We start from the raw sequence: 20,778 nt of genomic DNA on the forward strand, positions 1-20,778 counted from the left end.
TTCCTTTATCGTATTGGAGAATTTAAAACAGCAGCAAAAGTCTTAGCGCATCTGCTGCTTAAACACTAAAATTTCATCCCGGATCATGCGCCAGTCATCGCCTAAGTCCAGTTCTGCTCCAATCTGAACAGCCGGAATTTTGCCGCGCATACGTTCTAAACGCTGCTGATCTGGCAGAGGTAAATCCTGAATGGCTTCAAGAGCAATATATTGTGCAGCACGGTCATTACAGACCAGACCCATATCACAGCCAGCTTTTAATGCAGCCTGAATACGTGCATCGGCACCTCCGGCGACACAGGCAGCCTGCATGCTTAAATCATCGGAGAACAAGACCCCGTCAAAGCCAAGTTCCTGACGTAAGACCTGTTGAATCCAGAACTCGGAGAAGCCTGCCGGATTTGGGTCAACTTGACTATAGATGACATGAGCCGGCATGAGGGCATCCAGTTGCGACTGTAACTGGATAAAAGTCTGCATATCTTTTTGGCGAATATCTTCATAGCTACGCATATCGATGGCAGCAGCAATATGTGAATCTGCCTTGACTGAACCATGTCCCGGAAAATGCTTGCCAGTTGAGGCCATCCCGGCACGTTTTATGCCTTTGAGAAAAGCGCTGGCAAGCGGAACAATATCCTCAATCTTTTTGGCAAAACTGCGATCACCAATCACATCGCTGATGTCATTTAAATCCAGGACCGGGGCGAAGCTGAAATCAATCCCGACCGCCAGCACTTCGGTTGCCATCAGCCAGCCACATTTTTCTGCCAGTTCCAAGGCCCGGGCGCTGTCTGACTGATAAAGCTCACCAAATTTTCCCATAGCGGGTAGCAGGGTAAAGCCCTGTTTCAAGCGTTGGACCCGCCCGCCTTCCTGATCCACGGCAATCAAAATATCCGGGCGAACTTGGCGCATATGATCAGTCAGGGCACGGACTTGAGCGGGTGACTCGATATTTCGACCAAACAAAATGACGCCGCCGACTTGCGGTGCAGTCAATAGTTGAATATCTTCTGAAGTGAGGGTAGTCCCTGCGATGTCGAGCATCAACGCGCCAATCATATAAGAATCCGTTTGATAATTTTTAGAGAAAAACAATACCTGAATTTTGCAATGATTTGCTACACTTTGTCAGCACAGAATATGATAAAACTACACGACATAAACATATTAAGTTGTTTAAGATGCTGAATACTTTAGATTCTGCTCAAAAAGCAACACGGTCAAATTGGTCCTTAGGCCAAGGAAGTACGAATTATTTATGAAATTTCAAACATTAGCTTGTGCAGTTGCGATTGCAACAGGCGGATTATTTTTCACCCATGTCGTAAATGATGCGATTGCTGCCAATAATACCGAAGTGGTCAGCAAGGTACTCCAGCCGACTCAAGAGCAGGCTTTGGTATCTCGTCAGCTGGCAAGTCTGGTAGACCGTCAACACTATTTGAATATGCGGCTGGATACACAGACCTCTCAACGTATCTTGGACTTTTATATTGATAGTCTTGATGCAGATCACAGCCTGTTTCTGGCCTCTGAAGTTGAAGACTATAAAAAACGCTTCGGAGCCAATTTTGGAGCCAGTCTGAAAGCAGGTAATCTGGCCGGCCCTTATGAAATTCATGAGAAATACCGTGAGCGTTTGGGACAGTTCTACACGTTCATGCTGGAAGAGCTGAAAAAACCGCAAAACCTGCATCAATCCAATGTTTATATTGAAACTGACCGCGAGAAGTCACCGTTCTTTAAAACAGAGGCTGAACAGCGCGCACACTGGTCGAATATGCTGGTTTCTCAGCTGATCAATCTGACGATTAGTAAAGAAGAAGAACAGGCGAAGCAAAAGGCATTAAAGGAAAATCCTGAACTGGCCAATGGTCAGGATCTGACTGGACCGGAAGATTTGACCCCAGCACAGACGCTGACCAAACGTTATACCCGTCAGTTAGAGCGTTTGAGCCGGATCAAGAGTGATGATGTACTCGACAAAACGCTTAATGCCATGATGTTGACGTATGATCCGCACAGTAACTATTTCCCGCCAGTCGATGCGATGGAGCTGAACCGTCAGACCACCCTGCAACTAGAAGGGATTGGGGTGTCAATTCGCCCTGAACGTGGCAATGAAGATTACACTAAGATTGAAACCATTGTCGAAGGTGGTCCTGCTAGCAAGTCAGGTCAGGTTAAATCGGGTGACCGTATTATTGGTGTGGCGCAAAATGGCGAACAGATGGTGGATGTCATTGGCTGGCCAAGCAATGAGATCGTGGGACTGATTCGTGGTAAGCGCGGCACCAAAGTCAGCTTGCGTCTTTTGGGGGCTGGTGCAACCATGGGACAGGCGCGTAATGTGACGCTGGTACGTGATGTCATTCAGGAAGAAGATGCTGGTGTGCGAACCCGTACGGTAGACATTCAACGGGATGGTAAACGCTATCAATATGGTGTGATTGAAATCCCGTCTTTCTATCTGAATTATCGTGCCCGTCGTGCAGGAACGGACTATCGTTCTGTCTCGGAAGACACCAATAAAGCCTTAAAAGAGCTGGCTGCAAAAAATGTAGCCGGGATCATTGTTGACCTGCGTAACAATCCGGGCGGTTCGCTGGAAGAAGTGGCACGTATGTTAGGTCAGGTGATCAAGTCTGGTCCGGTCGTCCAGATTCGTGATGGTAACGGTAATGTTAGCATTTTTGAAGATGATGACGGCGGCGCACAGACCTATGCTGGTCCGTTGGCGGTCATGGTAAATCTGGCCTCTGCATCTGCCAGCGAAATCTACTCGGCGGCGATTCAGGATTATGAGCGTGGGATTGTGATTGGCAGTACCACTACAGGTAAGGGAACTGCACAGGTGCAACTGGATTCCCTGGCTCATGGTCAGGCGACCTTGACCCAGCGTAAATTCTACCGGGTGACCGGGGGAAGTACCCAGAACAAGGGGGTGATTCCGGATATTAAACTGGTGGATATTTATAATGAAGAGTTTGGTGAGCGTAAAGCGAAGAATGCCCTGAAGTGGGATACCATTCCGACAGCTCCGTTCAAACGTGAAGGTGTGGTGCAAAAATATGTACCGGAACTGGCTAAGCTTTCACAGCAACGTGTATACCAGAATCCGCAGTTTAAATATCTGGAACAACGTAAACAGATTATGAAAAAAGCGGATGAGCAAAAGCGTGTAGTGCTGGACCTGAAACAGCGTAAGGCAGAGCTTCTGGCCATAGAGCAGCAAACCTTGGATGCTGAAAATGTACGCCGTAGCGCTACTGGTCTGAAGCCTTATCCAAACTGGGAAAGTTATCAGGCTTCTATGGATGCCTTAATTGAGACACGTGCCAAAATGAAGGCCAAAGACCGTCCGGCCTTGCCTGAGGAAGAAGCGTTTGTGATCGAAGCTGCCAATGTCTTGCATGATCATGCAAAATTGCAGGGTAAATCCTAAGTTAAAATTTCTAAAAGCAGCCTGTGGATACAGGCTGCTTTTTTATAGTAGAAACTATATAAAAATCTATATAAAAATTAGAAGGATAAATGCTATTTATATAGGGAAAAAGAAAAAAACTGTGACTCTAGTCGAATAATTCAAGTGAACTTTTTAGTTTTAAGCATTTGCTAAAGTCCAAAAGCCTCCTAATATATTCAGGATATTTTTTTCCTTGCAAAAGTATGGATATTTAGAATGGCAAGGCTTATTTAAAATGAAAAAAATAGGGTAGTGATTGCCTTCTAGATGGGAGGGAAATTCTATTTAAATAGAGCAGATTGAGCTGGATGGATGTGGCAAGACAGGTGCAGAGCAAAATAAAAATGACAGGTCAAATGGAACACTGTAAATGATGGATATGCATTATGATGTGAACTTGGCCTTGGGATCAGCATTGATGGCTCTGGTGATGTGCTATTTTGCTGTTTCATTTGAGCAGAAATTGCTGGGCAGCCAACCGCTTGAATCTAAAAAAATGCTCATACTCGGGGCAGGTGCCTTGTTTACTCTGGCGCTCTGGTCAGTTCACTTTATTGGTCTTGTTGCATGCCAGTGGCCAGTTCAGCTGAATATGAATTTTGAACTGAATATTATTTCGTGTCTGATTGCCTTTACCAGCTCAAGCCTTGCTGTCTGGTTGATCAGTTGCCAGATTTTTCCCTTGGCCCGTCTACTCCTCAGTGCCATCGTGATGGGACTCGGTATTGCCGGTTTGCATTATATTAGCATGAGAGGTTTAAGCATCGACCATTACAATAGTGCTTATGATCCGCTCGTCATGCTTTGTTCGGTGCTGGTGGCTATCGCGGGATCGGGGCTGAGCTTCTGGATCGTCTATAAATACAGGTATTCCAACTCTCCCATTCTGATCCGGTCTATGGCTGCCAGTTTTTTTACCCTTAGCCTGATTGGTCTGCATTATGGATGCATGGCCGGCGCCAGTCTTTCTAGCGGGGCTGAGCAGCTTAAGCCGATTAATTCTTTCAGCGTCGAGGTTTTGCTGGCCCTCGCTTTGATCAGCAGTCTGATACTGTTAGGCGCCCTAAGCGTGGCAATATGGGAATCTTGCCTTAACTATCGCAACCTGTAACTGGCTTGGGTCAATAAAGAAATTGAGAATCGGGGTATTCAGGATACTTTGACCCAATTACCCAACCGTTTATATCTGACTGAATATGTGCAGCAACTATTTTCTGCGCAGCAGCCTCAGCAGAAGTTTGCCTTTTTATATATTGATCTGGACCGCTTTAAAGCGGTGAATGATGTCTTTGGCCACCTGTCTGGAGATCAGTTATTGATCCAGTTCAGTCACCGTATTGATTCTTTGCTCGATGAACATACGCAGTTACTGCGCATAGGCGGTGATGAGTTCCTGCTGGTCATGGAAAATACCGCTGTTGAACAGGCTTCAAACATGGCGGAACAAATACTAGAGCAGATTCAGGATGGTTTTCTGATCAATGGCAAAACGATTAATATTTCAGCCAGTATCGGTATAGCCTTATATCCACAACATGGCACCAATCTACAAGATCTTCTGGTCAATGCAGATACCGCTATGCTGAATTCTAAATATCAGGGCCGTAACACCTATTCGCTATTCAATTGTTCTTCTGAACAGCATGAAAATAAAAGCCAGTCCAAACTGATTAATGATTTATATAAAGCGGTAGAAGAGCAGCAATTTATTCTATTTTATCAGCCAAAATTTAATTGCGATGATCAGATTTGTGGGGTAGAGGCCCTGATTCGTTGGCAGCATCCCTTACATGGCCTGCTGGAGCCGAGTATGTTTATTGGCGGTGCTGAAAAAACTGGCCTGGTGATTCAGATAGGATATTGGGTCTTGGAACAGGCCTGCAAGCAGATTCAGCTCTGGGAAAAAAGTAAAACTGATTTTTTCCCGCTGGCGGTGAATTTATCCGCAGTCCAGTTTGAGCATAAGCACCTGTGCAGTACACTGGAGCAACTCTTAAAAAAATACGCTATTCAACCTGGCCATCTGATGATCGAAATTACTGAAACCACTGCGATGCATTATATTGATGCCAGTATCCGTACCCTGGAGCAATTGCGCAATATGGGGATTCAGTTGGCAATTGATGATTTTGGTACCGGACATTCCAGTTTTTTATATCTGAAAAATTTGTCCGTTGATGAGCTGAAAATTGATAAGGAGTTTATTCAGGGGCTGACTGAAGGTTCAAAAGAAGAAATGATTCTGGAAAGTATTATCCAGTTGGCCAACAAGTTAGGTTTAAAGGTGACAGCAGAAGGGGTAGAAACGAAACAGCAGGCTAATATCCTGATCCGCCTTGGTTGTCAGCAGATGCAGGGCTATCTGCTGGGTAAGCCGATGACTGTTGAGCAGCTTGAAGCATGTAATTTTCTCGGCTTGGATTAGAGTTTGCAAGGCCGTCCTATGCTGGGCTTTTCTGTCTTCAACTGTTCAGCCCTCCCTTCAATTATCATTAAATACGGTATAGAGCATTGGGTAGACAGAATCAGTTCAATCTATAACTGAAAATTTAGCCCAAAATTGGATTGAATAACGACCGGATAGCGCCGTAAATCAGCCTGATTCCAGACTAAACGGTGTAACTTCAGATTAACCTTCATCTTTTGATGCAACTCGAAGGGGGCAACAACCAGGAGGAGTAAAAATAAACTAGCAGTCACGTATTAACAGTATATTTTTATATTTTTAAGGCTAAGATAAAGAAAACGAGACAAATAAGGAGAATAATGGTGTTATTACTGGAGGAAATTTATAAAATCAAAAAACCTCAGTATTCCCAACATTTTAATTTGCGAGTTCAGCGAGGATTAAGCTGGTTAAAGAAGTCGATCGAGCTGGATCAGGAGCTGGAATTTAAGTTTATCAGCCTATGGATCAGCTTTAATTCTATTCATGCCCATGAAGGCGCGGCCAATCCGGAGCAGCATTGCCTGCATCAATTTCTGGAACAGCTTTGCCAAAAAGATGTGGACCAGAAGCTGAGCCATATTGTCTGGGAGAAATACAGTCAGCCAATTTTATCCCTTTTGGACAGCCCTTATACTGATCAGGGTTTCTGGGATTATCGCCATCATAAAATCAGCCTGCAAAGTTGTCAGGAAGCATTAGCCCAGCAAAAACACCAGCTGCAACAAGCGTTGCAAGAGCGTAATTTAAGCAAAATTTTATTTGCAATTTTTAAGCGTCTATCCACCTTACATCAACAAATGTTGCAGGGGGGCACCACCTGTCACAGTGCGCTGAATCGAAAACAGTTACAGGATGGCTGCCGGGTTCTCGCCGCCTTAATGCCGGTCTTTATCCATATCCTGCTAGAAAATTCGGCTGCACTGGATTCGGGCAAGCCATTTTATCCGGCTGTACAAATGAGTTAATGTTGAGTCCGTATGCGAGATTGTTGCCATTGATCAAGCATTATAAACAGGATAGCGCCGAGGGCCAGGCCAAGACCGAATAGACAGGTCATCTTCCAGCCACCGTGATGCCAGGCATATACACCAAGTGCAGAACCACAGGCGCCACCAACAAAATACAAGGTCATATAAATAGAGTTAAGGCGTGATTTGGCATCTGGGCGTAACTGGAAAATCACGTTCTGATTGCAGCTATGGATAATCGCCAGGCCAAGGTTAATCAGGGCATAGCCGATTATATAACTGATTAAGAACATGCCGCCAAAATATAAAAATAACCAGCTTCCGGCCAGAAGCGAACCGCCCATCCAACTCAGCTGCTTGATATACCCCAGATCAGCCCATCTGCCAATAAACCGTGTCGACAGTGCACCAAAGACACCCACTATAGTCACCAGACCGACTGTTACATCCGAGAGGAAGAACGGTTGCTGGGTTAACAGTAAGGCAATTGTAGAAAATAGCATACTCATCGCGGCAAAGGCACAGGCCCCGATTAGCGAGCGAAGTAGCAAGCGTGGTTCCTCACGCAGTAAAAGTCCCATGGACTTGAAAATAACGCCATAAGTCAGGCGCATACGCGGCATATTCGGCAGTTGACCTTTCAGATAAACACCTAGAACCAGCAATGACATGCTGCTCAGGGCATAAATTGTTTTCCAGTGAAACAGTTCAGAAAGCAGTCCCGAAATACTGGTGGAAAGTAAAATACCCACCAGTAGGCCACTCATCAGAAAACCCACCACTTCTCCAGTTTTTTCCGGTTTGACCGCCATCGTGGCCAAAGGAATTAAAATCTGCGCAGCCACCGAAAATAATCCGGCAAGCATCGTTCCGATCCAGAGCATAGGCAGGTTGGTGGCCATGGCACAGATCAGCAAGCCCAGGGCTGCACCAAACATTAACCAGGGGATTAATCTGGTTTTATTCAGCATATCGCCCAAAGGTACAATAAACAGCAGGCCTAGGGCATAGGACACCTGAGCAATAGTCACGGTAAGAGCCACCTGAGATTCAGGTACCTGATAGTATTCCTGAATGGAAGAAATTAAGGGCTGAGCATAATAGTTGGCCCCGGCACATAAACCGCATGCAATCGCCATCAGCCATAAGAGGGATTTATTTTGACTGATATCGAGAGAGGGTTGCATAACAGGTACCTTATATGAGGGGGAAAGCAGCCGCAATTGCAGCAAAAAATACAGAAATTGCAGATACTATAGACCAGAAATTTGGATGATAAAGGTAGCAAATATAACTAGAACTGTAACGCAAATGGAGATTGTTAAACTGCTTAAACGAGTCTCTACGCGGGATTTCGACAGATGAGAGTTAATTAAGCGCATATATTTTGGGCAGGAACAGGGGAAATAGCTCCCATGCTACTGAACTTATAGAAAGCTGCCGGGCTTGTTGTAGAGTAAAAAACAAAAACTGGATCACTCTTCGCCCAACTTTGGTGCAAAAGAGCAGGAGTAGAGATTTAACTTGGGGATTGAGTATTAATTCAGGAAATAGTTCAGAATATTTTTTCAAGGGTTCAGCCTTCAGTTTTAGACTTACATCGCATGCGTCCAAGTCATAAAAATAAGCCGGACTTATCACAATTAATTCATATTTTTTATAAGTAAACGCCTAAAAAGTTATAGGAAAACAGAGGGTTTTTATGCAAACGTCTTTGCTGGAAAGATCAGCCTAAAGTTGTCAAAAAAGTCAAAAACTCAACCCCACATGCCGGAAAAAGTACCCTATTAGGGGCTTTAGCAGAGCTTTGGGAAAATACCCGACCGAGCTAGAAACATCAATTTTTTTGTCAGAATAATCAATGTAACAAAATAAATCAGAATACTGGAGGTGCTTAAAAGACAAGAAAGCTGGTTTATTCTTCAAAAAAATAAATATCGTTTATAAATTCGGCAAATCAAAACATAAGGCCGAACTGAATAATATTATATGAAACCATCATTTTTATGAATCATCAGTTCAAAATATGGGTATTTATTAAATAAATAATAGGTAGTATTTTCTAGAAGTTTATTTAGAATCCAAAAATTCAACAAAAACACATCCTGAGGGGAAACATCGTCAATCACGATGTTTACTTAAGAAAAATTAGCTTGAGGAACGCTCATGCAGATTGGAATTCCAGCCGAAACTGTCATCGGTGAAAATCGCGTCGCTGCGACGCCTGAGACAGTAAAGAAATTGATCAGCGCTGGTCATAGTGTGGTGATCGAACGTGGTGCAGGGCTAAAAGCTGCCTATATCGACAGTGCCTATGAGCAAGTTGGCGCCAAAATTACGGATGATGCCTACACCGGTAGCCAGATGATTTTGAAAGTTCGTGCACCGAAAGGTGAGGAAATTCAGAAGCTGTCCGCCAATACCACGGTGGTGGCAATGTTTGATCCATACCGCAATACCGAGCTTGACCAGTTCGCGGCACAGAATGTGTCTGCATTTGCACTTGAGCTTTTGCCGCGGACTTTGTCCCGTGCGCAAAACATGGACGTATTGTCATCGCAAGCCAACCTGGCAGGCTATAAGTCTGTGCTTTTGGCGGCTGCTGAATACCAGCGCATGTTTCCAATGCTGATGACTGCTGCGGGTACGGTGAAACCGGCCCGTGTGGTGATCATGGGGGTCGGGGTGGCTGGTCTGCAAGCGATTGCGACCGCGAAGCGTTTGGGTGCCATCGTTGAAGCCACAGACCTGCGTCCAACTGCCAAAGATCAGGTTGAATCGTTAGGTGGTAAATGGTTAGACGTACCGATGTCTGCTGAAGAGCAACAAAAAGCGGCAGATGCTGCCAAAAATGGTTATGGGTGGATGCCGGGTGAACAGTACATCCAGGATCAGGCCATTATTGTCGATAAAGCGGTATCGAATGCAGATATCGTGATTACCACTGCGCTATTGCCAGGCCGTGATGCACCGCGTTTAATCCGAGCTGAAACTGTAGCCAAGATGAAACCGGGTTCCGTGATTCTGGATATGGCGGTGGAATCCGGCGGTAACGTTGAAGGTTCAAAGTGCGGCGAAACTGTTGTCACTGAAAACGGTGTGAAGATTCTGGGTGTACCCAATATTCCATCGACGGTATCGACTGAAGCATCAGCGCTCTATGCACGTAACGTCTATAACTTTGTAGAAACCCTTTTTGATGCTGAGAAGAACTTTGTTCTGAATCAGGAAGATGAAATTCAAAAAGCCCTACTTGTCACTCACGGCGGCCAAGTGCTGTTAAAACGTGGTTAAGGAGCAGACTCATGGTTGAAACAATTACGATTTTTGTCCTGGCCATCTTCGTGGGTTACTACGTGGTTTGGGGCGTAACTCCTGCACTGCATACCCCCTTGATGGCGGTGACCAATGCCTTGTCTTCGATCATCATCGTAGGAGCGATGATTCAAACTGTTGGCTTGCCAATGGTGGGCGTAGAAGGCAGCGTACATTTCCAGACCATCAATGTGGTCAGTGTACTGGGTGCGATTGCGGTATTTCTGGCCAGCATCAATATTTTTGGTGGCTTTGCCGTGACTGCACGGATGCTGGAAATGTTCAAACCGAAGCAAAAAAAGAAAGAGGGCTAATCCATGGAATTTATTAAAGACTATGCGGATTGGTTCTACCTGGTAGGTGCCGTACTTTTCATCTTAACGCTACGAGGTTTGTCGGGCCCTAAAACTGCGATTGCAGGTAACCGCTACGGCATGATTGCCATGGCAATTGCAGTGATCACCACTTTCTTTGTGGCTGATAATCCTGTGATCTGGATGATTGTTGGAGCTATGCTGCTGGGTGGGGTTGTAGGAATTGCGCGTGCACGTACTGTGCCCATGACCCAAATGCCGGAAACAGTAGCTTTGATGCACTCTTTGGTGGGTCTGGCAGCGGTACTGATTGCTGTCGCCGCGATTATCCATAACAACAAGCTGGCTGAACTGGGTCCAGACCTGTTGACAGCCAATGGTGTGACTTTCCATGAAATGAGCAAGGTTCATTTATTTGAACTGTTTGTAGGCTGTTTCGTCGGAGCGATTACCTTTACTGCATCTGTATTTGCCTACGGTAAACTGGCGGCAAAAAAATGGGCCAAAACCATTTCAGGTGGCTGGGTCAAACCGGTTCAGGCACTAATCTTTATTGCCATGCTGGCAGCAGGGGTTTACTTCTTCCTGACCGGTAATATGAACGCTTTCTGGATCATGACAGCTCTTGCGCTAGCCTTTGGCTGGGTGTGGATTGCCCCAGTGGGTGGGGGTGACATGCCGGTTGTGGTTTCTCTGTTGAACTCATTCTCAGGCTGGGCAGCGGCAGGCATTGGTTTCACGCTAGAAAACAACATGCTGATTGTTGCAGGTTCATTGGTCGGTTCCTCTGGTGCGATTCTGTCTTACATCATGTGTAAAGCCATGAACCGTTCCATTATCAACGTACTGTTTGGTGGAGCGATGGGTGGCGGTGCTGCACTGGCAGCAGCAGCGAGCGAACAAGTACAGCGTAACCACCGTTCAGGTTCAGCAGATGATGCCGGCTTCCTGATGTCAAATGCGGACAGCGTAGTCATTGTACCGGGTTATGGTATGGCACAAGGCCGTGCGCAAAATGCAGTCAAAGAGCTGGCAAACTTGCTAAAAGAGCAGGGCGTAACAGTTCGTTTCGCGATTCATCCGGTTGCAGGTCGTATGCCAGGTCACATGAACGTACTGCTTGCTGAGGCAGATGTGCCTTATGAGGATATTCTGGAAATGGATGAGATTAACTCGGACTTCCCGGCAACTGATGTCGTACTGGTGATTGGTGCAAACGACGTTGTGAACCCGGCAGCAAAAGATGATCCAAGTTCTCCAATTTACGGTATGCCAATTCTGGAAGCGCATAAGGCACGTACCATCATGGTGATCAAGCGTTCTATGGCCACCGGTTATGCCGGTCTGGACAATGACCTGTTTTATAATGATAAAACCATGATGATCTTCGGGGATGCGAAAAAAGTGGTTGAAGACATGACCAAAGCCATTAACGGGACAGGTCACTAATCTTGCCATAACCCTCTCCCTTCTTTTTAAAGGAAGGCTGAGTAAGACTAAGAACCACCTTCGGGTGGTTTTTTATCTTTAATTGTCTCTATGGGTGGCTGAACGAGAAGAAGAGCAAGGCCAAATATAAAAATATTTTTATAGTGCGGCGGGTGGTGCCGATTTTTTTTATTCCGGTTTTCGCACAGGTCTTCAGTTGGAAGATGCGATAGATTTGTATCCTGTCAACATACAGGTCTGTTGTGAGTAGCAGCGGTGTTCAGTATGGTATAAGGTTTCTTTATCAAAAAATCCAATTTATCTTTTTTTCAAAAAATAGCTCTGATGATCTATTTTTTGAGTGACCGGACACTATAAAACCCGACATGGATATAGTGTAGCTGTATAGTGCGTACAGTCCTAAATTTGAGAGAAATGGGTTTGGTCTAAGAGGATTTAGCCCGGTTAAGTTTGCTTTGTAATAGCGGGCTACAGAGTAAGACTGCGCAGAAAATCAGACTCAAGCCCAGCAGGCTGGAAAAATCCGGTACTTCATGCCAGAACACGTAGCCCCAGAGGCCCGCAAAGACAATCGCAATATAATTGACCGGACCAATCTGTCCCGCAGGGGCCAGTTTATAGGCTGTGGACATAAAGAGCTGGCTGATATTGGCCAGAAGTCCGGCGGCAATCAAATAGCCCAATTCAGTCAGGCTGTAAGGACGCCAGAGCCAAAACATGGGAATGACCGAAATTAAGCTGCCGATCAGGCAGAAATAAAACACAATGCGTTCCGGAGGCTCGGTCTGAGTTAGAGCACGTACCGTTACAAATGCCATGGCGGCCAGAAAACTTGCTCCCAAGCCAATGACAGCCATCAGGTTAAACAGTCCGGTATCAGGTTTGGCCACACAGATGACACCTACCAGACCAATACTGGCAGCGACGATCATACTGGCTGTGACTTTCTCCTTTAAGAATAGCCAGGCAATTAAAGGAATAAAAATAGGAGAAGAATAGGTAAAGACCATGGCATTTGAAAGTTTCAAATGGGCAATGGCATAAAAGAAGCCATACATGGCTATCAATCCGACCACAGAGCGCCAGATATGCATCCAGATTTTTTCTGTCCGGAAAAAACCAACTCCCTTATTTAAAATCAGCGGGAGAAAAATAAACAAGCCAACCACATTGCGGAAAAAGACCACAGTGGCATTGTCTACAGTTTGTGAGGCATAGCGGATACATACACCCATCATTGAAAACAGCAGAGCAGAGCAGGTCAGCAACAAAATCGCTTTAAGCAGATGCGAAGTGGGAGGAGTGGACATGAAACTCAGAGGGCTAGAAGATTGAAACTATTCTAGCCGAAATGGAGTATGAAAGGCTTATTGGCTGTGTGCCAGTTGGGCTTCAAGTAGCTTGATCTGTTCTTCCTTTAACTGAATCAGCTGGTCGGCATCATTATGCTGAGCTTCTAAGGTCGCTTTCTGGTCGTTGAGCTGGGCTTGCAGATCTTCCAGTTTGGCTACTTCTTCTTTGGCCAGTGCAGGCGTGGTCGGAACGGCTGTGTTCATCATATCGTCCGTCACCAGAACCTGTGGCGCTGCGGATTCGTTCTGGCGGCCAGCAGATTCCTGAAGTGGCTCAGCCACAGGTGGAGCCGCTGGACGAGTGATCACAGTCTGTTCCTGTTCAGTGGTGGCTGCGGGCGCATGATTTAGCCATTGATAAACCACGACCAATATTGCCACAGCACTTAAAGCCCCAATGATTCCTATCAAAAGTTTAGGATTATTCCTTTGTTCTACTGACATCGCTTGAACCCGATTTTATTTTGCTGAACGAGGTTTAAACTGAACCACACCGACTTCATCCGGAGCAGCTGGTGTTTCAGGTTGATCGATATGCGTCGGGCGGTTTTCTTCATAACCGCACTCGATACATTCAATCCACTCATTTTCACCAGAGGTCAGCATGACAACCCGGTCCAGTGCCTGGCATTTTGGACATTTTGCGCCTGCAATGAAACGACGTTTAATGGTCATCATACTCACCTTGTGATCAACTTAAAAAACCTAGTTTAAGCGTTTTTAGACGCGTTCGTCCAACCTTGATGACGTAGTAACGCATCTATTTTTGGCTCGCGTCCGCGGAAATTGATAAATGCATCAAGTGCCTGATCTTTTCCGCCAACTGCTAGAATATTCTGTCTAAACTGCTTTCCGGTTTCAGTGTTAAAAATGCCTTCATGTTCGAAGCGTTCAAAGGCATCACTGGCCAAAACCTCTGCCCATTTGTATGAATAATAGCCAGCTGCATAGCCGCCTGCGAAAATATGACTGAAGCTGTGCTGAAAACGGTTATAGGCGGTGGTAGGCAAGACCGCATATTTTTGACGGATCTCATTCAGGCAGTTCTGAATCTGCTCGGCATTGAGGGCCGGATGGGCACGGTGGATGCTTAAATCAAATAAGGCAAATTCAAGCTGACGCAATGTCTGCATACCTGACTGGAAAAAACGGGCATCCAGCAAGGATTTCAGCAGCTCTGCTGGTAAGGATGCCTGGGTTTCAATGTGTGCACTGAGCAAGTCCAGACTTTCCTGATCCCAGGCCCAAAACTCCATAAACTGGCTTGGCAATTCGACAGCATCCCAAGCTACGCCGTGAGTCCCTGCCACCGCAATATTGTCGACTTCGGTCAGCATGTGGTGCAGGCCATGGCCAAACTCATGGAACAGGGTGATGACTTCATCATGGGTTAGCAAGGCAGGGCGATTGCCCACCGGTGGGGTAAAGTTACCCACCATATAGCAAATCGGTTTTTGTAGGCCATTTGCGGTTTGCATCCGTGAACGGAAGCCGCTCATCCAGGCACCGCCGCGTTTACCCTGACGGGCATACAGGTCGAAATAGAAACCGCCAATCACCTCATCCTGATCTTCCAGTTCAAAATAACGCGCATCTGGATGCCAGACGGGTGCTTCACGTTCAATGACCTGAATGCCGTATAAACGGTTCACAATACTGAACAGACCTTGCAGGATTTTCGGTGCAGGGAAATACGGCTTTAGTGCTTCCTGAGACAGGTTAAACTGCTGCATTTTCAGTTTTTCTGAATAATAACCACTGTCCCAAGGCTGTAAGTCAGTAATGCCGTCTTCCGCTGCAATCGCTTTCAGTTCAGCAATTTCTTTTTCAGCCGGGGCACGCGCATGCGCTGCCAGATCACGCAAAAAATCATCTACAGCATCGACACTGGGTGCCATTTTACTGGCCAGAGAATATTCAGCATAATTGTTAAAGCCGAGGAGCGCAGCCATTTCCTGACGCAGACTTAAGATTTCTTCCATCACAGGGGTATTGTCAAACTCAGACTTATCGGACTGATCTGAAGCACGTGTGGTATAGGCTTTATAGATTTCCTCGCGCAGATTGCGGTTTTCAGCATGGGTCATGATGGCCAGATAAGACGGAAAATCTAAGGTCGCCACTGGCTGATCCAGTTCATGCTGTTTGCCATATTGTTTAAGCAGTTCAATATGGCTTGCCGATAAACCTGCTAGCTCATTTTCATTTAATGGCCGGAAGTAGGCTTGAGTCGCATCCAGCACATGATTGGAAAAGTCCGAAGAAAGCTGGGATAAACGTGCGGAGATTTCTGCATAACGTTTTTTGGCCTCACCTTCCAGAGCGACACCGGACAACTTAAAGTCACGAAGAGCCAGCTTGACTGCACTTTGCTGTGCTGCAGACAGCTTTGCGAACTCAGCTGCATCATGCACATGCTGATAGGTCTGATAAAGGGCCGTATGTTGGCCGAGCTGAGTATAGTATTCACTTAAACCCGGTAATAAGGCTTGGTAGACTTCACGGGTTTCGGAATTATTCATCACCGCATTGAGATGCGACAACACCCCCCAAGATTCACTCATATTATTTTCAAGTGTGTCGACATGTTGCAAAATCGCAAGCTGTGCCTGAGCTGAATCCGGTGTTTCAGTGAGTTCATTCAGGAATTTTTGACCTTCAGCAATACAGCTTTCAATCTTTTGTTTGAGTTCTTCTAGGGTAATCTGATCAAATTGTGGAACAGGCAAAGTTGCCTTTTCTAAAGTCATGTTGGTCTGCCAAATTAATTTTCTATATTGAATCTAGATGTAGGGCCTTGGATTGGGGAAATCAAGGTGGTTAAAGTTTTTTCTCTAGCTTTGTATTTAATATTTTCAATTTTTTATTAATATGTTGAAGTTGTTCAATCAACCCACCCTCAGATGAGGGTAAGGCTGCTAGCTCATTTATATCGATGATGGGGATATTAGTGATTTTAGTTTTCCATACGTTTAGAGGATGTTGATACCAATATATGTGGCTTTTATAAGGATCGGATTATTGGCTAAAGCATCTCTAAGGCCGCCGTATTGCCCCCAATCGTATATCTGGCTTTGATTGGGTGGAAATACTTTGACTCCATTTTTAAAAATACCAGTTTTAAAATCTTGTTTTTCAGAATTTAATTTTTTAATTCTAAATGTCGCGCGCGGGATCGGTCGATCACTAGATATTTTTACATGATGAGCAATAGATTTTCCAATATTTTTAACATGAAGTTGAATTACAGACTCTTTCCCAGAATGAGGGGTAGCAAAAATAATAAGTTGTGGTTGCTGATTGGACTTAAATACTGCGTAGGTTAGGAGTAGAGCCATTAAAGAAGTGATCAAAGTAAAAATAGTTAGGGTATCCATTTTTATAATTTCTCCTATTTTAATATTTTAATTATAGATATAAAAAAGAGCGCCTTAGCACTCTTTTTTATATTACCCTCGGTGAAAACTATTCACCCTGGGATTTTGCATTGGACTTTTTCTTTTTGGCCTTGGCTTTTTTCTTTACTTTATCTTTAGCCTTTGCTTCAGACTTTGCTGCAGATTTTTTAGCAGGTTTTTGACTGTAAGAGCTGGGTTTTCCTTTAGCTTTTTTGCGTCGTATGGGCTGTTCCCCATCTGCGTTCAGACTGGAGCGCGACTCACGCTCACTTTTGCCAAAGACTTCTTCGGTCGCTGCAGGGCGCGATAGCGGTTTCTTGTCGGCCACACGTGGTGCACGGACACGAATCGCCCGACCTGCATGGGTCAGTTGCTGGACTAATTCAAAATCAATCTTACGTTCTGCCAAATTGACACCGGCTACTTTGATTTTCACCTCATCACCCAGACCAAAGACCTGTCCCCGGTTTTGTCCGATCAGATTCTGACTGGCCTGATCGAAGACAAAGAAGTCATCACCGAGCTGGCTAACATGGATCATCCCATCAACATACAGGTCTTTGAGCGTGACAAACAGGCCGAATTCAGCAGTGGCGCTGATCACCCCGATAAACTCATCACCCAGATGTTGCTGCATATAGTGACATTTCAGCCAGGTCGTCACAGAGCGGGAAGCTTCGTCGGCACGGCGTTCTGCGGCCGAGAAATGCTCGCCTGCATCATCTAAAGCGGCACCTGACACCGGGTACGGTTTTTGTGCCAGATGGGTCTTGATCGCACGATGCAGAAGCAGGTCAGGGTAGCGGCGAATTGGCGAAGTAAAATGCGTATATGCTTCATAAGCCAGACCATAATGCCCCGCATTCTTGGCACCATAATAAGCCTGCATCATTGAGCGCAATAACACGGCATGAATACTAGGTGCATCAATCCGGTCCTTGGTGGCTTCAATCACCGCCTGATAATCGGCTTGGGTGGGTTGTTCTGGAAATTGCAGGCCCAGAAGTTTGACAAACTCACGTACTTTCTGGATGCGTGAAAACTCGGGCGCTTCATGGACGCGATACAGCATCGGTACTTCATGCTTGAGGGCATATTCAGCCGCCGCGACATTGGCGAGCAGCATGCATTCTTCAATCAGCTTGTGAGCATCATTACGGGTGCGTGGCAAAATTTCCTTGATTCCGCCCAGCTCATCAAAAGTCATATAGGTTTCGACGGTTTCAAATTCCATCGCATGCCGTTCGGCACGTAAGCCTTTAAGCACTTGATAAAGCTGAAATAGCGTGTTGAGCGATTTACGTACATTACGGTCTTCGGTAATAGCTGTGCTGTCGCCTTCAAAGTATGCAGCCACCTGATCATAGGTCAGACGTGCTTTGGAGTGCATCACTGACGGATAGAACTCATATCCAGTTACCCGGCCAGCACGTGACAGCTTTAAATCACAGACCATGCAGAGACGGTCAACATCCGGATTTAAAGAACATAGTCCATTGGATAATGCCTCTGGCAACATCGGCAAGACAAAATGCGGGAAATACACAGATGTACCACGCTCTTTGGCTTCATCATCCAGTGGCTTGCCTGGACGGACATAATGGCTAACATCGGCAATGGCCACGACCACCCGATAACCACCGCCCGGGCGTTTTTCTGCATATACCGCATCATCAAAGTCACGAGCATCTTCACCATCAATGGTCACCAGCGCCAGATCACGTAAATCGACCCGGCCTTCGCGGTCTTTGGCTGTCGGCTCTTTAAAGCTTTCAGCCTCATGGATGACTTCTTCCGGAAACTCATAGGGCAGGCCATATTCCAGAATGGTTTGCGGAATAATGATTTCAGTATCGGCCCGATCCGCCATCGACTGGACAATATGTCCGGTAGCAAATTCTTCCTTGGTCGGATAATGGTCAATCGCCACCCGGATCGAATCACCGACTTTGACCTGAGCATGCTCGATCAGCTCTTTTTCAAGAGTAATCGGTTGATGGGCATTCGGGGGCGCAGGTTGTACAAAATATTCACCTTCATACTCTGCCACTTTACCGATGACCTGTTTTACGCGGTGCTGCATAATGTCGGTAATAAAGCCCCAGGCCTTGCCTTTACGATCAATCGAAGTCTGACGCACCTTGATGCGGTCACCATGAAAAACCTGACGCAGTTCACGCTCAGGTAGAAGCAGGTCGTCCTGACCTGAGATGTTCGCCGTTCCCATCCCTTTAGAGTTGATATATACCGTAGCTTCGTATTCGGGCTGTTCTGTGGCAATCTGGAATTTATAACCGTCTTTCATCAGTTGCCCATCACGCACCATGGCGATCATGCGATGACTGAGGGCCTCAATACTTTTTTGATCAGCAATTTCAAAATATTCCACCAGGTCTGCATGGGACTGGGCGTTATTTTTTTCTATAGTTTCGAGAATGAGCGTACGGCTCGGAATCGGGTTCTCATAACGTTCGGCTTCAGCTTTTGCTTCAGGATCGACCCAGTTTTTCATCATGTCTTTAAATTTGTCCTAAGAGGTAGGTTTAGCATAAGTCATGTACGCGCAGACTGCACGTAAATGATTGCAATAATCTATTTAAGCTTTCGGTTGGTGCTGCATTACAGATAATGGGAAATATCCAAGGATTTTCTAGCAAAAAATTGATGAAAACCAGTGAAATTGTTTAAAAAGTATGTAAACGATCAAAAAACTGCATTTTTTTTTCAAGCTGTGCTTGCAGTGCCATGCTGAAATTTGTATTATGGCCGCACGTTACGGTGAGATGGGTGAGTGGCTGAAACCACGTCCCTGCTAAGGACGCATACGGGCAACTGTATCGAGGGTTCGAATCCCTCTCTCACCGCCACGCTTACTTATGTCGCGCTCATAGCTCAGCTGGATAGAGCACTTGGCTACGAACTAAGGGGTCGGGAGTTCGAATCTCTCTGAGCGCACCAATAAGTACAGCAAGAATAACGTATCGCCAATCAGGCAAACAAGTTACGCGCTCATAGCTCAGCTGGATAGAGCACTTGGCTACGAACTAAGGGGTCGGGAGTTCGAATCTCTCTGAGCGCACCAACTTGAACAATCAACCGCTTGCAAAGCGGTTTTTTTGTGCCCAAAATTCACCGTATCCCAAAAAATTCATGCTAAAAATAATGCTCAGGCGTTTCCAAGCCTAGATGGCGTGATACAGGCAGCCGGCGATCTTCTGGTTGGTAAACATACCGTTCAAAGTTTTAAAGCTTGCTGTCCCCAAACATGTCGAGTACTGGTCAGGAAGTAAGAAAATCAATAAATATATTGTCTATGAATCTGGAGCATTCGGTCTGACAAAATGTCCTGATCGTGGAATCGATCAATTATGTATTCAGCATCTGAGTAAAAATAGATTTTAATTGAATTAAATATTAACTTGGTCAATTCTTGGATTTTGCCAGATGTGAGTTATTGCTTTTAGCTCTAAATTTGCAGAAATATTCTTTAAAAAACTTAAATAGGCTCGTATCGTTTAATTACTGTACGTTCAGTTTTAATTTTATTAAAAACACTTAACAACTGATAAAAACTCTATATAATGCACCCCATCAAGACGTCGCGCTCATAGCTCAGCTGGATAGAGCACTTGGCTACGAACTAAGGGGTCGGGAGTTCGAATCTCTCTGAGCGCACCAATCTTGATAAGAATTTTGAAAAAACCGCACATTGATGCGGTTTTTTTTGGTCTATGTTTTTTTTAATATTTATACAAAAAATCAATAATAACAACAAACATCAAGATTTTAATTTTATTGAGTAGCACACCTTGCGGCTGATGCCGATCACCCCACTGCTTTACGGTCACCAGCATTTTATTCGGACTGAGAGCCAACCATTCTAGTTTGTCAGCGCCATAAGAAATCGGCGCATCCAGCATCAGGATGCTGATGCGAGGCTCTCCTAAATGACGTTGCATTAGCCCATTTACTTTAAAATTTAATACCGGAATTGGGAGGTAGCTGATATTTCTGCTGAATAGCCGCCTGCTGGTCAATGACTTTGATTGATATTAAGACAA

Annotated in this window: 14 protein-coding genes, 4 tRNA genes and 1 pseudogene; 10 read left to right on the forward strand and 9 right to left on the reverse strand. The window is 45.4% G+C overall.

Features of this window, described 5'->3' with window-relative positions:
* Positions 1 to 42: 42 nt before the first annotated feature.
* Positions 43 to 1,065 (reverse strand): beta-N-acetylhexosaminidase, encoded by a 1,023-nt coding sequence (nagZ, locus tag E5Y90_RS02130; protein ID WP_174659276.1) that lies wholly within the window; start codon positions 1,063 to 1,065, stop codon positions 43 to 45.
* 199 nt (positions 1,066 to 1,264) lie between these two features.
* On the opposite strand from nagZ, the gene E5Y90_RS02135 reads away from it, so the two are divergent.
* The 3 genes and pseudogenes from E5Y90_RS02135 to E5Y90_RS02145 all read left to right on the forward strand — a co-directional run bounded on the left by E5Y90_RS02135 (position 1,265) and on the right by E5Y90_RS02145 (position 6,886).
* A complete protein-coding gene (locus E5Y90_RS02135) occupies positions 1,265 to 3,451 on the forward strand; it encodes a carboxy terminal-processing peptidase (protein ID WP_174659277.1) in 2,187 nt (728 codons plus the stop codon).
* A 391-nt stretch (positions 3,452 to 3,842) separates the two neighbouring features.
* Positions 3,843 to 5,897 (forward strand): annotated as a pseudogene (locus E5Y90_RS02140) (EAL domain-containing protein).
* Positions 5,898 to 6,241: 344 nt separating this feature from the next.
* Complete coding sequence (locus E5Y90_RS02145) at positions 6,242 to 6,886, forward strand: hypothetical protein (protein ID WP_174660541.1); 645 nt, start codon at positions 6,242 to 6,244, stop codon at positions 6,884 to 6,886.
* Here E5Y90_RS02145 and E5Y90_RS02150 read toward each other — a convergent pair.
* Positions 6,883 to 8,076 (reverse strand): MFS transporter, encoded by a 1,194-nt coding sequence (locus E5Y90_RS02150; RefSeq protein WP_174659278.1) that lies wholly within the window; start codon positions 8,074 to 8,076, stop codon positions 6,883 to 6,885. The two genes, E5Y90_RS02145 and E5Y90_RS02150, sit on opposite strands and share 4 nt — an antisense overlap.
* 979 nt (positions 8,077 to 9,055) lie before the next feature.
* Between E5Y90_RS02150 and E5Y90_RS02155 the strand changes: the two genes are divergently transcribed.
* Genes E5Y90_RS02155 through E5Y90_RS02165 form a run of 3 tightly spaced genes read left to right on the forward strand, consistent with a single transcriptional unit; the run spans position 9,056 to position 11,967 of the window.
* Entirely contained in the window at positions 9,056 to 10,183 is a 1,128-nt protein-coding gene (locus tag E5Y90_RS02155) for a Re/Si-specific NAD(P)(+) transhydrogenase subunit alpha (protein ID WP_174659279.1), read from the forward strand.
* A gap of 11 nt (positions 10,184 to 10,194) precedes the next feature.
* On the forward strand, positions 10,195 to 10,518 hold the full coding sequence (locus tag E5Y90_RS02160) for a proton-translocating transhydrogenase family protein (protein WP_151205399.1): 324 nt from the start codon (positions 10,195 to 10,197) through the stop codon (positions 10,516 to 10,518).
* A gap of 3 nt (positions 10,519 to 10,521) precedes the next feature.
* The gene (locus E5Y90_RS02165; protein ID WP_174659280.1) at positions 10,522 to 11,967 is read left to right on the forward strand and encodes an NAD(P)(+) transhydrogenase (Re/Si-specific) subunit beta; all 1,446 of its coding nucleotides are present in this window, start codon (positions 10,522 to 10,524) and stop codon (positions 11,965 to 11,967) included.
* Positions 11,968 to 12,392: 425 nt separating this feature from the next.
* On the opposite strand, the gene E5Y90_RS02170 is transcribed toward E5Y90_RS02165, so the two are convergent.
* The 6 genes from E5Y90_RS02170 to rnr form a co-directional block, all read right to left on the reverse strand.
* On the reverse strand, positions 12,393 to 13,277 hold the full coding sequence (locus E5Y90_RS02170) for a DMT family transporter (protein ID WP_174659281.1): 885 nt from the start codon (positions 13,275 to 13,277) through the stop codon (positions 12,393 to 12,395).
* A gap of 57 nt (positions 13,278 to 13,334) precedes the next feature.
* Positions 13,335 to 13,763, reverse strand: coding sequence for a hypothetical protein (locus E5Y90_RS02175; protein WP_174659282.1), 429 nt, complete (start codon positions 13,761 to 13,763; stop codon positions 13,335 to 13,337).
* A gap of 15 nt (positions 13,764 to 13,778) precedes the next feature.
* Positions 13,779 to 13,988 carry a YheV family putative zinc ribbon protein gene (locus E5Y90_RS02180; RefSeq protein WP_171478860.1) on the reverse strand — a complete coding sequence of 70 codons (210 nt, stop codon included), beginning with the start codon at positions 13,986 to 13,988 and terminating at the stop codon, positions 13,779 to 13,781.
* A 41-nt stretch (positions 13,989 to 14,029) separates the two neighbouring features.
* Positions 14,030 to 16,084, reverse strand: a complete 2,055-nt coding sequence (locus E5Y90_RS02185; RefSeq protein ID WP_174660542.1) for a M3 family metallopeptidase — start codon at positions 16,082 to 16,084, stop codon at positions 14,030 to 14,032.
* 207 nt (positions 16,085 to 16,291) lie between these two features.
* Complete coding sequence (locus tag E5Y90_RS02190; protein ID WP_228723968.1) at positions 16,292 to 16,696, reverse strand: hypothetical protein; 405 nt, start codon at positions 16,694 to 16,696, stop codon at positions 16,292 to 16,294.
* A gap of 88 nt (positions 16,697 to 16,784) precedes the next feature.
* The gene (gene rnr / locus E5Y90_RS02195; protein ID WP_174659283.1) at positions 16,785 to 19,232 is read right to left on the reverse strand and encodes a ribonuclease R; all 2,448 of its coding nucleotides are present in this window, start codon (positions 19,230 to 19,232) and stop codon (positions 16,785 to 16,787) included.
* Between the two features lie 262 nt (positions 19,233 to 19,494).
* Here rnr and E5Y90_RS02200 point away from each other — a divergent pair.
* The 4 genes from E5Y90_RS02200 (at position 19,495) to E5Y90_RS02215 (ending at position 20,395) form a co-directional block, all read left to right on the forward strand.
* A tRNA-Ser gene (locus tag E5Y90_RS02200) sits at positions 19,495 to 19,584 on the forward strand.
* Positions 19,585 to 19,598: 14 nt separating this feature from the next.
* A tRNA-Arg gene (locus E5Y90_RS02205) sits at positions 19,599 to 19,675 on the forward strand.
* A gap of 47 nt (positions 19,676 to 19,722) precedes the next feature.
* Positions 19,723 to 19,799: transfer RNA gene (locus E5Y90_RS02210), tRNA-Arg, on the forward strand.
* Between the two features lie 519 nt (positions 19,800 to 20,318).
* Positions 20,319 to 20,395 (forward strand) — tRNA-Arg (locus E5Y90_RS02215).
* A 62-nt stretch (positions 20,396 to 20,457) separates the two neighbouring features.
* Here E5Y90_RS02215 and E5Y90_RS02220 read toward each other — a convergent pair.
* Positions 20,458 to 20,676 carry a hypothetical protein gene (locus E5Y90_RS02220; RefSeq protein ID WP_174659284.1) on the reverse strand — a complete coding sequence of 73 codons (219 nt, stop codon included), beginning with the start codon at positions 20,674 to 20,676 and terminating at the stop codon, positions 20,458 to 20,460.
* Between the last annotated feature and the right edge of the window lie 102 nt (positions 20,677 to 20,778).

Source organism: Acinetobacter sp. 10FS3-1 (assembly GCF_013343215.1).
GTDB lineage: Bacteria > Pseudomonadota > Gammaproteobacteria > Pseudomonadales > Moraxellaceae > Acinetobacter > Acinetobacter lwoffii_C.

What these genes read in the sequence shown, in the direction of transcription:
- E5Y90_RS02135 (WP_174659277.1), top strand. Translation starts at nt 1,265, where the DNA reads ATGAAATTTCAAACATTAGCTTGTGCAGTTGCGATTGCAACAGGCGGA.
- E5Y90_RS02165 (WP_174659280.1), top strand. Translation starts at nt 10,522, where the DNA reads ATGGAATTTATTAAAGACTATGCGGATTGGTTCTACCTGGTAGGTGCC.
- E5Y90_RS02220 (WP_174659284.1), bottom strand. Translation starts at nt 20,676, where the DNA reads ATGCAACGTCATTTAGGAGAGCCTCGCATCAGCATCCTGATGCTGGAT.
- rnr (WP_174659283.1), bottom strand. Translation starts at nt 19,232, where the DNA reads ATGATGAAAAACTGGGTCGATCCTGAAGCAAAAGCTGAAGCCGAACGT.
- E5Y90_RS02170 (WP_174659281.1), bottom strand. Translation starts at nt 13,277, where the DNA reads ATGTCCACTCCTCCCACTTCGCATCTGCTTAAAGCGATTTTGTTGCTG.
- nagZ (WP_174659276.1), bottom strand. Translation starts at nt 1,065, where the DNA reads ATGATTGGCGCGTTGATGCTCGACATCGCAGGGACTACCCTCACTTCA.
- E5Y90_RS02150 (WP_174659278.1), bottom strand. Translation starts at nt 8,076, where the DNA reads ATGCAACCCTCTCTCGATATCAGTCAAAATAAATCCCTCTTATGGCTG.
- E5Y90_RS02175 (WP_174659282.1), bottom strand. Translation starts at nt 13,763, where the DNA reads ATGTCAGTAGAACAAAGGAATAATCCTAAACTTTTGATAGGAATCATT.
- E5Y90_RS02155 (WP_174659279.1), top strand. Translation starts at nt 9,056, where the DNA reads ATGCAGATTGGAATTCCAGCCGAAACTGTCATCGGTGAAAATCGCGTC.
- E5Y90_RS02190 (WP_228723968.1), bottom strand. Translation starts at nt 16,696, where the DNA reads ATGGATACCCTAACTATTTTTACTTTGATCACTTCTTTAATGGCTCTA.
- E5Y90_RS02160 (WP_151205399.1), top strand. Translation starts at nt 10,195, where the DNA reads ATGGTTGAAACAATTACGATTTTTGTCCTGGCCATCTTCGTGGGTTAC.